This is a genomic window from Stenotrophomonas sp. YJH_SMC_123 (assembly GCF_059368215.1).
In genome coordinates this window covers 260,501-275,001 of the sequence record NZ_JCAFRM010000003.1, presented here as the reverse complement: position 1 = coordinate 275,001, position 14,501 = coordinate 260,501, and the positions used below count along the sequence as shown (strand labels likewise).

Sequence of the window (14,501 nt, the reverse complement as noted above, 5' to 3'; positions counted from 1 at the left end):
CCAGGGTTGGCCTCTACCAATCCCCATTCGCCCCGGTAGCTGCCAACCTTGGTTGGCACGCGCAGGCGGCCAGCGCCGACCAGGGTTGGCCTCTACCAATCCCCATTCGCCCCGGTAGCTGCCAACCTTGGTTGGCACGCGCAGACGGCAAGCGCCGACCAAGGTCGGCCTCTACCAGGCCCCATTCGCCCCGGTAGGTGCCAACCTTGGTTGGCACACGCAGGCGGCCAGCGCCGACCTGGGTCTATACCCACGTATAGCCCACCCATCCCCACCGCCATCGGCGCTGTACCACCGCGCAATGGCGTATGCGGCAGCGCGATGCAAGAATTTCGCACGTCGAAATTACGCCATCGAATCCTGCGGCAGATGATCGTCTTCCTCTGCTGACCGGCGCGCACCGCGCCGTCGCTCTCTCAACGCAATCGCACCGCCAGCCAGGGCGCCGACACCGGCGCTGCAACGCGCTGGGCGTGCGCCTGCGCGACTCTCTCCCTGCACCCTGGATCTACTGCCATGAACACCCCACCCACGACGCGCCTCGCCCTGGCCATCATCGCGGCCACCACTGCACCTGCCTACGCCGCAGAAACGCACGACGCCGCGCTCGACACGCCCACCACGCTCAACGCCCTGCAGGTCATCGCCACGCCGCGCGGTGCGGCCGTGGCACCGACCCAGGTGGTCGGCCCCAACCGCTACATCATCAAGGCCGAAGACCTCGACGCGATGGTCACCGGCAACAATGGCCTGGCCATGCTGAAGCAGGTGCCGGGCGCGAGCTATACCGCCACCGATGGGCTGGGCTTGGATATCTCCGCCACCAGCCTGTTCGTGCGCGGCTTCCGCATGAACGAAATGGGCATCACCTTCGAAGGCGTGCCGCTGAACGACAACGGCTTCCTCTCGCTCACCGGCACCAGCGTGGTGAACGTGGGCGTGCCCGATGGCATCGGCGCGATCACGGTCAGCCCCGGTGGCGCACCGGTCAGCGTGTTCTCCAGCAGCGTCAATGGCGGCAGCCTGGAATACCGCCTGCGCGAGCTGCGGGACACGCCCAGCCTGCGCGTGAAGCAGGGCGTGGGCAGCAACAGCACGTTGGTCACCACCGTATCCGGGCAGAGCGGCCAACTCGGCGAGCATGGCCCGAAAGTGCTGGTCGACCTGCAGCGTGTGTCCGCCGACAAGTACCAGGGCGAGGGCACGCAGAACTTCCTGCGCGGCGACCTGAAGCTGCAGCAGGACGTCGCCTGGGGCGATGTCACCGTGTTCCTGTCCGACAGCAAGGCCAAGGTCTGGGGTTACAACAACATTTCCTTCGACATGATCCGCAAGCTGGGCTGGAAGGCCGACATCTTCTACCCGGACTACGCCTGGGCGTATCACGTGGCCTCGCCGGAGAACGCAGACAAATCCTGCGGCGCCTATACCTGTGGTGAACTGTCCGGGCTGATTCCCTACGACACCGGCCAGAGCACGCGTGACCGCGTGTCCTCGATCAACCACCGCTTCCAGATCAGTCCGGCGCTGAGCGGCAACGTGCAGCTGTACAACGCCAACAGCCACACCCAGGCCACGCTGACCGACCCGAACGTGCCGTCGCCCAACGGCGCGCCGTTCTCCGAACAGGTGCAGACCCCGCGCCTCAACCGGCTGGGCGGCATGCTCAATCTGCAGTTCGAGACCGGCGCGCACACCTTCACCGCCGGTTTCTGGCAGGAGAAGAGCAAGGCCGCGGCCAAGACCGAGTGGTACCAGCAGCCGCTGCTGGGCGAGGGCCCGCCGCTGAAGGCCACCGGTCCGTTCGATGTGTACGGCCCCGCGTTCAAGACCGACAACGCATCGAGCTGGGTGACCCGCTCGCGCCAGCTCTACCTGCAGGACGACATCGTGCTGAACGACACGCTGAAGCTGGGTGTCGGCTTCAAGGCCGTGGACTTCCGCACCAGCGGCGGCGGCCTCGGTGACGCCAAGGACCGGCCGGTGAACGGCACGCTGCGCGCGAAGAGCAACTTCCTGCCGCATGTCTCGCTGTTCTGGAGCCCGACCGAATCCACCGATGCCTTCATCGACCTGGCCAATACCATGAACGGCTACCGCGTGGCCCAGCGCGGCAACATCGGCTACACCGCCTCGGCGTGGACCATCACCGACCAGGAGGAGTTCGACCGCGTGGCCGGCACGCTGCGCCCGGAGAAGAACTGGAACCTCACCGTGGGCGCATCGCATCGCTTCGACCGGCTGACGATCACCGGCGACGTGTTCTACAACGACATCCGCAACCGACTGCTGTCGGCCGCCATCGGCACCCAGTTCGCACAGATCAACACCGTGCGGCTGATGCCGAAGATGCACGTGATCGGTGCCGACCTCGGCATCACCGCCGACCTGACTGACCACCTGCAGTTCTACCAGGGCGTGGCCGTGGCCCGTTCGTACTACGACAGCGATTTCGTGGTGGGCGACACGGTGTACCCGATCAAGGGCAACGCGCAGCCGGGCTACCCGCAGATCTCGCTGGTCAGCGACCTGTCAGCGCATTTCGGTGACTGGCGTTTTGGCGCCACCAGCACCTCCTACCTGCGCCAGCCCTTCACCTACGAGAACGACATCCGCGTGCCGACGTTCTGGCAGGTCAACACCTATGCCGCCTACCGCTTCGGTGCCGACAGCGCCGTGCCCGGCCTGGAGCTGCGGCTGGACGTGAGCAACCTGTTCAACCGCCACAACATCGGCACCGCCACCATTGCCGGCTCGTCGTTCTCGGGGGATTACCAGACCCTGCAGCGCAGCGCGCCACGGCAGCTGATGTTCAGTACCTCGATGGCGTTCTGAGACGATGAGGGTGGGGTCAGAGCCCTTTGCTGCGCAAAGGGATCCGACCCCGCAGCCACCCCGTGATCGGGGTCAGAGCCCTTTGCGCAGCAAAGGGCTCTGACCCCCAAAACCCGCCTAGAAACCCGCCTTGCGCAAACAACAGGGGTTTTCTGGCGGCGACGCAAGGTTCCCACAATGTTGCTGGGTCATCCTGTTGGCATGGCACAGCACAACCCGCGAACCCCGTTGTTCGGCATCCGGGGCCCAGGACGGCCCCGGCAGGCTCTGTCCGTGGCGCCGGCGATCGATCTGCAGGGCGAGTACCAGTTCTGGCAGGTCTACGAACGCGTGGTCCGCCCGCTGCCCGGCGGTGGGCTGCGCCGGGCCTGGCTGGTGTGCCAGAAGGTGTACCGGGACCGCCTGCGGTTCCCGCATGACACCCGTGAAGCCGCGCTGGCGCGTGTGCTTTTCGGCAGCAACAGCACGCCCGAGCGCGCAGCCGAACTGCAGGACCTCTTCGGCCTTGTCAGCCGCCGCATGGCGTCCGTTGCCGTCCGGCGACAGGCGCCCATCCCGGGAAAGTGAATCACTGGCCAGGAATCGACACGCGTTGATGGCTTTCTCTTGGTCCGCCTGCTTTTGGCCTATTCTGGGGCGGGCTGGTAAGGACGGGAAACGATGAAAATCAGACGATCTGCACGCCTTGTGATCGTTGCTGAGGATGCGGTGTTGCTGTTCCGGTATCACGATGAACACCACGCTCCCTTCTGGGCTACACCGGGCGGGGAGCTTCTGCCCGGGGAGGGATATGCGGACGCCGCACGGCGTGAGCTCAGGGAGGAGACCGGATTGGATCTGCCGATAGGCGTGCGGCTGGAAACGCGCGATGCCATCTACGCGGTCGCCCGATCAACGCCCGCGCGATGGCTGGAAGAATATTTTCTGGTCCGCAGCCCCAACCAGCCCGACATCCAGCGTGACGGGTGGACGGAGGAGGAAAATGCCACGATCAGGGCGTGGAAATGGTGGCGCGTAGAAGAGATGAGAGAACAGCCTGCTTCCCTGTTCAAGCCGGAATGGCTGCCGGATCTTTTTGAACGTGTGCCCGCATGACGCGGCCTGATTCTGCCCGCTGCGATTACGTGCTCGCCTTCCCCCGGTCCAGCTGCCGGTAGCCAATGGCCTCGGCCAGATGCGCCGTCTGGATCGTTTCGCAACCCGCCAGATCGGCAATCGTGCGCGCCACCCGCAGAATCCGGTGCATCGCCCGCGCCGACAGCTGCAGGCGCTCGATGGCCTGTTCCAGCATGTCCTGATCTGCCTCGCTCAGTCGGGTACAGGCCCGCAGTGCCGCCGGCGGCAGATGCGCGTTGAGCCCGCCACGCACCTGCTGCTTGGCATGGGCGGCTTCCACCCGTGCACGTACCGCCGCACTGGGCTCCCCCAGCGGCGTGCTCTCCCGCAACTCCACTGCGTCCATACGGGCCACACTGATATGCAGGTCGATGCGGTCCAGCAGCGGGCCGGATACGCGCGCGCGGTAGCGGTTGATGCGCTCATCACTGCACAGGCAGCGGTTGCTGCGGTCGCCAGCCCAGCCGCAGGGGCAGGGATTCATCGCCGCCACCAGCTGGAATCGCGCTGGATACTGCACGCTGCGTGCCGCGCGGGCGAGGCGGATGTGGCCGGATTCCAGCGGCTCTCGCAGGGTCTCCAACGCACTGCGGTTCCACTCCGGAAGCTCATCCAGGAACAGCACGCCGTGATGGGCCAACGAGATTTCGCCAGGGCAGGGCGGATTGCCGCCACCCACAAGCGCCGCCGCGCTCGCACTGTGGTGCGGTGCCCGGAAGGGCCGCTGCCGCCATCGTCTTGGGTCCAGCCCTTCGCCACTCACCGAGGCAATCGCGGCCAGCTGCAACGCCTCGGCTTCCTCGGTATCCGGCAACAGGCTGGGCAGGCGCGAAGCCAACAGCGTCTTGCCGCAGCCAGGGCTGCCGATCAACAACAGATGGTGCCCACCGGCGGCCGCCACTTCCAACGCGCGCCGTGCATGCGCCTGCCCCCGCACGTCGGCCAGATCGGGCAGGGGCAACGGTGTCGTGTCCACGCGCTCCACGGGCGGCAGCAGGCGCGGATTGCCCAGACCGGCACAGCACTCCAGTAGCGTGCGCGCCACGCGCACATCCGCGTGCTCGGCCAGCGCCGCCTCGGCGGCATTGCCGGGCGGCACCACCAGGATGCGGCCGGCATCAGCCGCCGCGATCGCAGCAGGCAGCGCTCCGGCCACCGGCCGCAGTTCGCCGGTCAGCCCCAGCTCGCCCAGGAACTCGTATTGCAGCAGCGACTGCGGATCGACCTGGCCACTCGCGGCAAGAATGCCCAGCGCGATGGCCAGGTCGTAGCGCCCACCTTCCTTGGGCAGGTCGGCAGGCGCGAGGTTGAGCGTGATGCGCCGCTGCGGAAAGTCGAAGCGTGCACAGAGCAGCGCGGCACGCACGCGCTCGCGCGATTCGCGCACGCTGGTCTCGGCCAGGCCGACAATCTGGGTGGCGGGCAGGCCGCCAGAGAGGTGCACTTCCACCCGCACCAGCGGGGCATCGACCCCGGCGCGGGCACGGCTGTGGACCAGCGCCAGGCTCATGTGTGGATTCCTGCAGAAAGACGCCTGATGGTGCGGCAGGTAATCTGCGTGGGACTATCGGGGTTTGCCGGCAATGCGTCTCGGGGTATTTCTGCCTGCAAAGGGCGCAGCGTGCGCATCGAGGGCAAATGATCTGTGCAGCGCGGCTCTGGGATGGCGGTCTCGCAGGTCTTGCGTCAGACAAGGGGTACTACAGGGCAGTGAAGGAAAGGAGCGAGCTGAAATGCAGTGCATTCGAGTACTGATGGCCCTCTCGCTCGCCATGGGCCTGCCGGGGTGCCGGGATGAGGTGGAGAGTTCAACGTATCCCATTGGCCAGACGGGAGAGACGTGCACCGCCTACAAGGGCTTCGAGCGCCAGCCTCCTGAAGTAGTTGTGGCCGAGCTTGCCAAGCGAGGGTTGGATAGCAGCCGTTTGGTGCATAGGACAGTCTGCGGCCCGATCACAAGTTGGGACATTCTCCCCCGCAGGGGCGTCGATCGATCGGATACCTCCGCCAGACGCATATGTAAGCGTCCACCTGCTGGAAGACGGCTCGGTTTCCGTCAGTACAGACCGCCCCTGACGTTGGCGCCGCCCTTGATGATCGAGCGGCGGGGGAACAGACAAAAGTACGGATGGGCTCGCAGGCGGGGCGAGTGGCACCCAGGTGGGCTGGAAGGGTGACAACGATACGACCCTGCGTGCTGAGAGCGGCACCAGGACAGCGGCGGAGTAGACATTGAGTTTTCCACATGTCAGGAGTACCCGGGAAATGTACAGATTCAAGGCCGAAGTCGTTTCCATGGAGGAAGATGACTACTGCATCGTAGTTGGCTTGGCCGACAGCTCGACGAATCCGTCTCGTTACGTGGTATTGCAGAACGCGAAGGCGTATGACGACCAGGACGAAGAGTTGGGCATGGCGCACGCCCATATCGAGGTCGGCGGAGGTCTTGAGCCTTGCTATGGCGGTCTGGTGCATATCTCTCTGCGGCGCATGGAGCTTGAGCTGTCTCTCTCCGAAAGTGCACAGAGGAAGCTTGGGATCACTGGTGGGATTGCAGTGACACTGAAAACGTTGGAAAACGGCAGCAAGCTGGAGGCCGCGTTGCGGAAAATCTGTGTTGCGGAGGGTATTCCGCTTGATCTGAACTCGTCTGGACGGGATTGAGTTCATGCTGTGCCGCACTGCCTGCGAGAGGCGGGCTGAGCGGGGACAAGAGGCAGCAGGTCCGGACAGGCGAATGTGTTCTGGCTCATTTTCAAAGCCGGGGGAGTGGCATGAAAGCTGACGAATTTGTATCCGCTATCCAGCGCTATGTGCTTGAATCATCCGTGGGTAGTACGATCTCGAACCTGGCGTATCCACCGGGCCGTCGGGTGGCCCCAGACCTGTTGGCACGGTCCGAATGGTTCAACAGCTTGTCCGCTGTAGAAGCCGACATGTTGCGAGCCGTTGCCGGTGAAGCTGCCCGTTCGGCGGTCTTCGGGTTTCTGGCGGTGCTTGATGGCACCCGTGTCATCGATTCAGAGAAAGGCACCCTCGAGCTTCACCATGTGGGTCGCGAGAAGCGCCTGGCGAATCCGTCTGGCATCGATCTACACGACCTGCTCGAATAGGTGCGGGATGCGCGCGCAGCACTAACATGGAGCGTGGGACTGATGAAACTGAACTTCGTGGCGGACTGCGACTGGGAGTCGCATGTTGGCAGGATAAAAAGTCATTACGTAGAGCGCTCCGCCACATTCGAGTCCAGGAGCTACGGGAACGAAGTGGCTTCTGTGGCATTGCTTTTCGTGTGTCGAGATCCCGAGCTGGATTTCAAGCGAAGAGTGCAGTTTCGACGAAAGAAGGCGGAGTTCTATACCGATGTGATGCTTGACCTGCCGACCATCGTTCCGCTCTCGATGAAGGAGAAAATGCGGTATGTCTCCCGCGAATTGCTTGAGCAGTTGGCGGAGCAACTGGGCAGGGTGAAGTTCAAGGACTTCGACCATGCAAGGTTTCTGATGGATCTGAAGGTATGGCTGGAGGACATCGATAGCCGTTACAACGGCCAATCGTCGGGTGCATGGCACTATGCCTCGGGCGAGGCGTCCTAGTCGCTCCGGAAGTCACCGATGCTCACTTGCTGGTCAGTTTTCTCAACGGAATGAGGGATCCATTGCAGCGCTATCTTTGTGATCTGGATGTAACAGGCAATCTTTCGGCGGGCCGCGATGTCGAGCAGCTGCTCCCCGATCGATATGAGTTGGATCAGCGTGTGATTCGCTTTGTCTCCATTGAGCAGGCCAATCTGAACGCCTGGAGGGTTCGTCTTTGCGAAGTATTTGACAATGGAGCGCCTGGCTTCATCGATGTGTACGAGTTCGAGGCGGTGGACCCTGATCATCCCTTTGGTACCGAGTGGACGTTTGATTCGGTTGACGGCGCCTTGAGGTTCGCGCGGGACGTGCTGAGGACCAGTCAGGGGTGCTATGTGAACCAAGGACTGATTCAAGACGAGTACAAGGACCGCTATCATCCGGAATGGTGATACGCCTCTGGAACGAGTGGGCTATCCGCACATGAGTCAAGAATGCTCTGTGATCATTCTTTCAGATGGATGGACGAAGTTGTCATGAAGACACGCAGACTCATCTGGATTGCGCTGGGTATGTTGCCTGCAGCAGCAGGCTTCCCCGCAGGGAATACACGCGTGGACTTTGTATCGAAAGCCTTCCGCGATGGAAGTTTCGTCCCGCATGTCTACAGCGAGAGGGATTTCCTGCGCCGCTATGGTGATGGCGAGATGGTCGTGGACGCGGCAGGGCTGATACGGCGTAGATACCTGGATCCCACTACCCGATTGGAGGTGCTGATCACCTCCAACCCTGACGTGGCTCCGCAGTTCCGAACCATTGATGAGATCCGCGTTTCATCGATCAGCGCGGCGCAACCCACTGCAGGTAGAACCGAGAGCCTGCGCGGCATGAAGCTGAAAGGCGTTGCGATGGGTGATCCGGCGTCCGAGGCCATCGGCACAGCACGCAGATATGGCCAGGGGAAGACAGAGCAGGCAACGCTGGGGGGCTTCGATGTCGAGCGCACCTGTGGGTTCTCGGAAGGTGGATCGAGCATTTGCTTCTACGTTCGGGATGGGAAAGTGGTTGCGATGGCGCTGGGGTTTGGCCCCTGACCAGTTGCTGTGCCGCATGCGGTGCAGGCACAGCGCAACCGTGAGCGTCAGCCTACGAGGGCACTTCAGCGCTGAGGTAATTGGTGGAAGCGGCCTGGCGGTTGGCTGGCGCCCCAAGCAGACACCGCTGCTCATCCAGCACCAACCCATTGAAGCGCCCAAACCGTGCCTCAACCCACGAAGGCCCCGCGCTTTCCACCAGCAATCGCCCCTGGCTCTGGTGCAGATCCAGCCAACGCTCGAAGCTGATGCGCAGCCGTTCGATATCCGGTGCCCGCCAGCGGGCATCGGCAGGCATGCGGATCAGCACGCGCGAGGGCGCGTTCTCCACCTCCATCACCAGCACGCCCTTGCAGCGGATCTCGAAGGACATCACCCCGGCATAGCGCGCGTGCAGTTCAAAACCCTCGTAGGCCTTCGCGGTCACGAAGCCGAGTGCATCACTGCGCAGCAGGCGGTAATCGGCTGGCTGCAGCTTCTGGTAGGCCCAGACCTGATCGCCCGTGGGCTCGGGCCACTCCACCCACATCGCGCCGATCACCGCGATGCACACCGCTACAGCGGCCAGGCCATGCATCTTCATTCGTCACCCCGCACACAGGCAGAAAGGTCCGCGCCATAAGCGCGCTCAGTCCTTGGGTCGCATCCGCTCGTGAATGAAGGCGGTCAGCGCCAGATCGGCCATCACCAGCCCCTCCATCACCCGGTCGCCCACGTACTGCTCTGGCCCGCCGTTCTGGCGCGTGCGCTCGGCCGCCAGCAGGATCTCCTGCACGATGCGCTGGCCGGTGAGTGCGCAGTCGGCGTCGGACAACGCCATCTGCCGGCCACGCAGGTGATGGCGCTCAGGCCACGGCTGGCCATCGGCCGCAGCGCCCGCGCCGATGGCGCGCAGGATGGCGATGAGGCTGTTGGGGTCCGGGGCCGGAGCGGCCGAGGGCGCTTGCTGGATCGGGCGCGGGGGAGGGGAGTGCGGCGTGGTCATGGCGGGCTCCGTGCATGCAGGCGGACGCCGCCACCGATAAAGGTGGCGGGCAGAGCGTGGCTCGAAAACCGGATGTTGGGAACCGGCGGGTACAAGACCCCCACGCCCCGCCCGCCATAGCCGGCAGACGGATTGCCAGCCGGCACCACGCGCGGTGGTGCCGGCTGGCAAGCGCAAACTACTTCCCAACAAAACGGGCTTTCGAGTCCCGACCACCGATGCACGGTGGCGCAGTAACGATTACCTGCTGTTGTTCGGAATGCCAACGGGTGGGGGGCAATGCCGCCAAAACCCGAGACGCTTTTGGCATTGTCGCATAGCACCGGAAGCGGCGAGAGCCTTGGCGTGCTTGGCGCAGCGGGACTTCTGGAATGGAGTCGTCAGAACCTTCCGCTAGAGACGCAGGGAGCGGCAAATGCGACAGCACTTGGTAGGCGAAAGCGTATTGCTACTACCAATAGCGGCGCCTGGCTAGCCAGTCGAATCTGGCCGCTCGCGGAACCAAGCCCCGAACTGGCCGTGGTGCGCGAAGTGGCGCAGTTCGAACTGACGAGATTCGTGAATGACGTGCCGCCATCGGGCACAGCCGTACTTCTTGGGGGTTTGTTCCGGGTGGTGCTCTGCTACCCAGCGAACGGCTGTGTCCACACTCACCCAGCCGTCGATCGCCCGTTCTCGGAAGGCCTGTCTCAGCGCACTGACAATACCTGTGAGCGGCCAATGGATCTGCCCATCAGGCGCGATGCCGTTGACCATAAACTCATGGAACTGGGGAGAGTGAACCAGCTCCGCAAAGGCTTTCGCTCCCCGCGCAACATCTGCCGCAAGTGCACGCAGCCGTTGAAACTGGCGGTCGATCTGAGCGTAGGAACGGCTGAGTGCAGCCTGTGCCTTCAGGCATCCTTCGACAGTCTGGATATCGTATTGCTCGATGAAGTGGTGAACGAGCACGTTCCTGAGGTTCACCAGTTCGCGCAGGTCGGCTTGCAGCGTTGCATGGGATTGCTCTGGAAACTCTAGCCCCATGTGCAGAGCGACGAAGCTTGAATTGCTGTCGTAACCCGATGGGCCGCCAGGGGCTTCGCTGCCCTCTTTGACCACGCATTCGGCAGTCAGGTGACCTACCAGCACCCCCATGGTCTTGCCGCTGATCTCTGCTTTGCGCTTGTCCAAAGCCATTGGGAGTGTTTCCGGCGTACCGAACAACTTCTGAAAGGCGAGCATGGATCTCATCAGTTGCTCGCACTGCTGAAGTCGCAGAATGCAACGGCCAAGAAGCTGTTGCACTTCGTGCTGTGCACCGACAATGTCATTCTGGTCGACGGCGGACATGGCAAACCTGAGCATGGGACACGTCGACTTTACAGCCAGAGATGGTGGAAGCTCAGGCTGGACCAGAATGATGAGGTTGTTGTCTGCATCGCTTGCGGGCATGAGTGACTTTCTGCCTATTGACCCCTTAGGGCGTCGCGCAGAAGGTGACTACCTCTGTAGTCAGCCGGAGCCACCCTGCCCCGATCAGGAAGGTTCTGCGGTGTTTGAACGGATTCCACCCACTGGCGCAGGCCAAACAAGGACCACTATACGTGTCACACCGCAGCCGACTGCTTCTCTGTGCGGGTCTGGTCCCGCTTCCGTGGTTCCTGTTCTGGACCAGCGTTGCCGCCCTGTTCGCGCCGGGCTACAACCCGCCTGCGCAGCACGCCAGCGAGCTGCTGCAGGCGCCAACGCTTGCAAGCATCTGCGGCAGGATCGCGGCTATCGGCTCCGGTATGGGCTTCGTGGCGTTCTCCATCGGGGTATGGCGGGAGTCCGGTCGCCGGATTGCAGTAGGTGCAATCTGCTGGTTGGTCTTTGGCATTTCCATGCTGACCAACGGGCTCTGGCCCATGGGCCATCCGATGCACGGCTTCTACACCATTGGTATCGCAAACATCATTGCACCGGCGATGTCGCACATCGAACTGAGTGCGTGGTCTGCCAACCGAAGGGCGTATGCCATGACCGCTGTGGTGAGCATCGCGGGCATCGTCTATCTCTGGTTGAACGTGGTGGGGGCGGATCCGGAGGGATTCAGGGGGCTGACACAGCGCCTCTTCTCGTCGATCAACTCGCTGTGGCCGTTCCTCGTGGGGCTGTACCTGATGCGGCGGGGTTCAAGCGCGCTGAAGGCGCAGGCTGCGCATTGATGGGGGCGCGCGACAGGAACATAGAGGGCCGAACAAGGACTTCTCGATTCTCCGGCCCCAGCTCAAGGTGATCTTCTCGGGATTCATGCCAGTGTGCTCGCTGTTCAAGCCGTGGGTGCTCTTCAACCATCTGTTCCTTGATGCTGGCACCACGGGTGGCAAGAGGGGGAAGGTCGTGCGCGCCTTCTGCTATAAGTAGCGCAACCGCGCCCAGAGAAGGCTCTTGCGATTGATGCCCGCTCTGGGCTGAATGCAAACGTGCCGGCGCCAGACAACGCGACCCGGAATGCTAGAGGCCGCTCTCGATCCGAAGCGGACGTTCGTCCCCTTCAGCCCTACGCGACACCTGCCAGTCCAGTGATTCGTCTACCTGAGGTTCTTGGTTCTCAATGATCGATCTGCCTTGTCCATCGTGTGGCTTCCTGACCCTGGAAGACGTCTACGGGTCCCATGCCATATGTCCGATCTGCAACTGGGAGGATGACGGAGTGCAACTTGCCAACCCCACATCCACCGGCGGAGCCAACGGCGAGTCTCTGGCGCAAGCGCAGCAGAATGCTCTTTCCAGTTTCCCCCTTGGCGTCGAGGTCGCAAGCGGCTTTCGCCGCGGATCTGGCTGGCGCCCTTTGTCCAGCACGGAGATCGGGCACTACGAAGCTCTAAGGGGCGGCAATCACTGGCACAGCAAGAGTGTCTCGTACGAGAAGGAGGCTTACTGGTCGATGCTGGGCGTTCTTTCGATCTGAAGCACTTCGCGGCTCAACTCATGGCGTTCGCGAATGTCCACCACTGGCCGAGAGCGGACATTGGCTCGCGCAGGGTATTTCCTGTGGATCACTGACCAGCCAGCGACCCGTAGCGGACATGGCCCAAATGTCTTGAACGTGGATTTCGCGGGGCTTCTGATCCTATGCCTGGATCTGGCCAATGCGCCGGCTTGATGGCCGAACCCAGCCGCCCTAGGATCGCGCTGTATCAGGGGAAAGTACGCCACATGGTGCTTTGTGGGCAGGTCGTATGACCGGATCCAAGGGTCCATCCATCAGGGAGTCAGGTCCCATGAGAAACATGACAGTGCTCCTACTCGTGCTTGCGATTGCCAGCCCAGCTGCAGTCGCGGCGGATCGCCCTTCGGCACAGGCCGTGCTCAATCGCGTTGCCAACGAAGGGGGGCGCAAGGTGCTTTGGGACCTGTGGCAGCACGAGCGGGAGTTTGGGCAGGTCACCGCTGGCATCGAGTCAGGCGATCCTGCATGGCTTGAGGTTGCGGCTGCGCTAAAGCCGTTTTCAGATGCGGGCGCCTCCCTATCCATCAATTACGCGGTAGCCCGTGCATTGCCCAAGACGCCAGAGCGGGTCTTGGCATTGACCACCCAGGGATTCAAGGTCGAGGACATCTGCACATCGCCGTTCATCGAGCCAGATCCGGGAGTCGCGGAGGCGTATGAACGACGTACGCTTGCGGCACTTTCACGACTGAAGGGCACATCGGTTGCGTCCGTTGCGGCAGAATGCGCGGCGCAGGTCCGCCTTCCGGATGGGGCTTGATGATTTTTACGGCTGGGCTTTTTGGACATGTTCAAGTAGGGACCGGCCAGCCCTCCGTTTGAGCCCAAGCCGATTCCCCCGGTTCGGCCTATTCCGAAGCTGCTGTCGTCCGGTTCCGGCCGGAATCTGGCATCAACGAGGCCTACGCACTGGAATACGTTCCGAAAAGGACAGCTGGATTCCCATGGCAGCATTCGATCATTCCCTGGTAACCCTCCGATTCTTCGGCGACGACCTCCTGCCCGAAGAAGTCAGTGCCTTGCTCGGAGCGACTCCAACCGCATCGCATCACAAGGGCCAGGAACTCAGAGGCAACCAATCAGGCACCGTGCGTATCGCCAGAACCGGAAGCTGGCAACTTGATGCGGCGCGTCGTGAGCCTGAAGATCTGGAAGCGCAGATCTTCGAGATCCTCGATCAACTCACCGGCGATCTCGCCGTATGGCAGGCTCTGGCACGCTTCCGGCCTGATCTGTTCTGTGGCCTTTTCATGGGCAGCAGCAATGATGGTGTCTCGCTTTCGCCTCGCACGCTGCTCGCCTTGGGTGAGCGCGGCATTGAGCTCGGGCTGGACATCTATGAAGCCGATGAAGAAGTGCGCAACGCCCAGCGCCAGCAGGCCATCAGTTGATGATCTCCCCACTCCCCGAAGCAACAAACGCCTTCAACTGCCGAACGAACTCCGCGTCGTAGGCTTCCCACTCCGTAACCTCCCCAACCACCCGCAACGGCTGCGCACTCCGATACGATCGCGTCGGGTTGCCGGGAAACTTCTTGTTGGTCACGTTCGGATCGTCTTCAAACGGCCCGGTCGGCTCCACCACATACACGCGCGGCCGCCCCTCACCGCGGGCCATCTCCGCAGCCAGCCCGGCGCCCTTGGCAATGGTGGTGAAGTAGATGTGGTTCATCACCACGCTGTCGCGATAGTTGGAGCGGAAGCCCGCGCTCAGCAAGTCGCCCACGGCCAGGTCAGCGCGGGTGCCGTGATAGAACGGCCCAGCCACCTGGTCGCAGGTGTCATGCGAAACGGGTGTCCAGTCGGTGTCCTGTGCCATTGCTGCTGCCCCTCTCTGTGCTGCCGGATCGACAGGCCGGCGAGTCTAGGGCGCCCGGTGGGCCTTGCTGCAAGGCCCCATCCAGGAAATAATCTGTA

The 14,501-nt window shown here is 62.9% G+C and carries 17 protein-coding genes; 12 read left to right on the top strand and 5 right to left on the bottom strand.

From position 1 onward, the window contains the following. Positions 1 to 516 precede the first annotated feature (516 nt). From AC5P5W_RS09435 to AC5P5W_RS09425, 3 genes are all read left to right on the top strand, one after another. Positions 517 to 2,835: a TonB-dependent receptor gene (locus AC5P5W_RS09435; protein ID WP_197574560.1), complete on the top strand. Its 2,319-nt coding sequence runs from the start codon at positions 517 to 519 to the stop codon at positions 2,833 to 2,835. 177 nt (positions 2,836 to 3,012) lie between these two features. Further along, positions 3,013 to 3,402, top strand: a complete 390-nt coding sequence (locus AC5P5W_RS09430; RefSeq protein WP_049408008.1) for a hypothetical protein — start codon at positions 3,013 to 3,015, stop codon at positions 3,400 to 3,402. Positions 3,403 to 3,495: 93 nt separating this feature from the next. Continuing rightward, on the top strand, positions 3,496 to 3,930 hold the full coding sequence (locus AC5P5W_RS09425; protein WP_197575091.1) for an NUDIX hydrolase: 435 nt from the start codon (positions 3,496 to 3,498) through the stop codon (positions 3,928 to 3,930). Between the two features lie 25 nt (positions 3,931 to 3,955). Here the strand turns inward: AC5P5W_RS09425 and AC5P5W_RS09420 are convergent, their stop codons facing one another. After that, on the bottom strand, positions 3,956 to 5,461 hold the full coding sequence (locus AC5P5W_RS09420) for a YifB family Mg chelatase-like AAA ATPase (protein WP_197575093.1): 1,506 nt from the start codon (positions 5,459 to 5,461) through the stop codon (positions 3,956 to 3,958). A 755-nt stretch (positions 5,462 to 6,216) separates the two neighbouring features. On the opposite strand from AC5P5W_RS09420, the gene AC5P5W_RS09415 reads away from it, so the two are divergent. The 5 genes from AC5P5W_RS09415 to AC5P5W_RS09395 all read left to right on the top strand — a co-directional run bounded on the left by AC5P5W_RS09415 (position 6,217) and on the right by AC5P5W_RS09395 (position 8,623). Then, on the top strand, positions 6,217 to 6,615 hold the full coding sequence (locus AC5P5W_RS09415; RefSeq protein WP_111190760.1) for an Imm10 family immunity protein: 399 nt from the start codon (positions 6,217 to 6,219) through the stop codon (positions 6,613 to 6,615). A gap of 110 nt (positions 6,616 to 6,725) precedes the next feature. Then, a complete protein-coding gene (locus AC5P5W_RS09410) occupies positions 6,726 to 7,064 on the top strand; it encodes a hypothetical protein (protein ID WP_164077391.1) in 339 nt (112 codons plus the stop codon). A gap of 42 nt (positions 7,065 to 7,106) precedes the next feature. Next, positions 7,107 to 7,547: an Imm44 family immunity protein gene (locus AC5P5W_RS09405; protein ID WP_049441965.1), complete on the top strand. Its 441-nt coding sequence runs from the start codon at positions 7,107 to 7,109 to the stop codon at positions 7,545 to 7,547. A gap of 26 nt (positions 7,548 to 7,573) precedes the next feature. Beyond that, a complete protein-coding gene (locus AC5P5W_RS09400; RefSeq protein WP_197576146.1) occupies positions 7,574 to 7,981 on the top strand; it encodes a hypothetical protein in 408 nt (135 codons plus the stop codon). A gap of 69 nt (positions 7,982 to 8,050) precedes the next feature. After that, complete coding sequence (locus AC5P5W_RS09395) at positions 8,051 to 8,623, top strand: hypothetical protein (protein ID WP_164077393.1); 573 nt, start codon at positions 8,051 to 8,053, stop codon at positions 8,621 to 8,623. Positions 8,624 to 8,675: 52 nt separating this feature from the next. Here AC5P5W_RS09395 and AC5P5W_RS09390 read toward each other — a convergent pair whose 3' ends face one another. From AC5P5W_RS09390 to AC5P5W_RS09380, 3 genes are all read right to left on the bottom strand, one after another. Then, positions 8,676 to 9,206 carry a cold-shock protein gene (locus tag AC5P5W_RS09390; protein WP_197575096.1) on the bottom strand — a complete coding sequence of 177 codons (531 nt, stop codon included), beginning with the start codon at positions 9,204 to 9,206 and terminating at the stop codon, positions 8,676 to 8,678. A 45-nt stretch (positions 9,207 to 9,251) separates the two neighbouring features. Then, positions 9,252 to 9,608: a hypothetical protein gene (locus tag AC5P5W_RS09385; RefSeq protein ID WP_049441958.1), complete on the bottom strand. Its 357-nt coding sequence runs from the start codon at positions 9,606 to 9,608 to the stop codon at positions 9,252 to 9,254. 471 nt (positions 9,609 to 10,079) lie between these two features. Then, entirely contained in the window at positions 10,080 to 10,940 is an 861-nt protein-coding gene (locus AC5P5W_RS09380) for an OST-HTH/LOTUS domain-containing protein (protein ID WP_188217928.1), read from the bottom strand. Between the two features lie 254 nt (positions 10,941 to 11,194). Here AC5P5W_RS09380 and AC5P5W_RS09375 point away from each other — a divergent pair, with 254 nt between their 5' ends. The 4 genes from AC5P5W_RS09375 (at position 11,195) to AC5P5W_RS09360 (ending at position 13,976) form a co-directional block, all read left to right on the top strand. After that, positions 11,195 to 11,797, top strand: coding sequence for a DUF998 domain-containing protein (locus AC5P5W_RS09375; RefSeq protein ID WP_197575097.1), 603 nt, complete (start codon positions 11,195 to 11,197; stop codon positions 11,795 to 11,797). Between the two features lie 389 nt (positions 11,798 to 12,186). Next, entirely contained in the window at positions 12,187 to 12,543 is a 357-nt protein-coding gene (locus AC5P5W_RS09370) for a CPCC family cysteine-rich protein (protein ID WP_032958808.1), read from the top strand. Positions 12,544 to 12,856: 313 nt separating this feature from the next. Further along, positions 12,857 to 13,345 carry a hypothetical protein gene (locus AC5P5W_RS09365; RefSeq protein WP_126411453.1) on the top strand — a complete coding sequence of 163 codons (489 nt, stop codon included), beginning with the start codon at positions 12,857 to 12,859 and terminating at the stop codon, positions 13,343 to 13,345. 184 nt (positions 13,346 to 13,529) lie between these two features. Then, positions 13,530 to 13,976, top strand: coding sequence for a DUF4279 domain-containing protein (locus tag AC5P5W_RS09360; RefSeq protein WP_164077396.1), 447 nt, complete (start codon positions 13,530 to 13,532; stop codon positions 13,974 to 13,976). On the opposite strand, the gene arr is transcribed toward AC5P5W_RS09360, so the two are convergent. Further along, positions 13,969 to 14,403 carry an NAD(+)--rifampin ADP-ribosyltransferase gene (gene arr / locus AC5P5W_RS09355; RefSeq protein WP_014648712.1) on the bottom strand — a complete coding sequence of 145 codons (435 nt, stop codon included), beginning with the start codon at positions 14,401 to 14,403 and terminating at the stop codon, positions 13,969 to 13,971. The genes AC5P5W_RS09360 and arr overlap by 8 nt on opposite strands. Between the last annotated feature and the right edge of the window lie 98 nt (positions 14,404 to 14,501).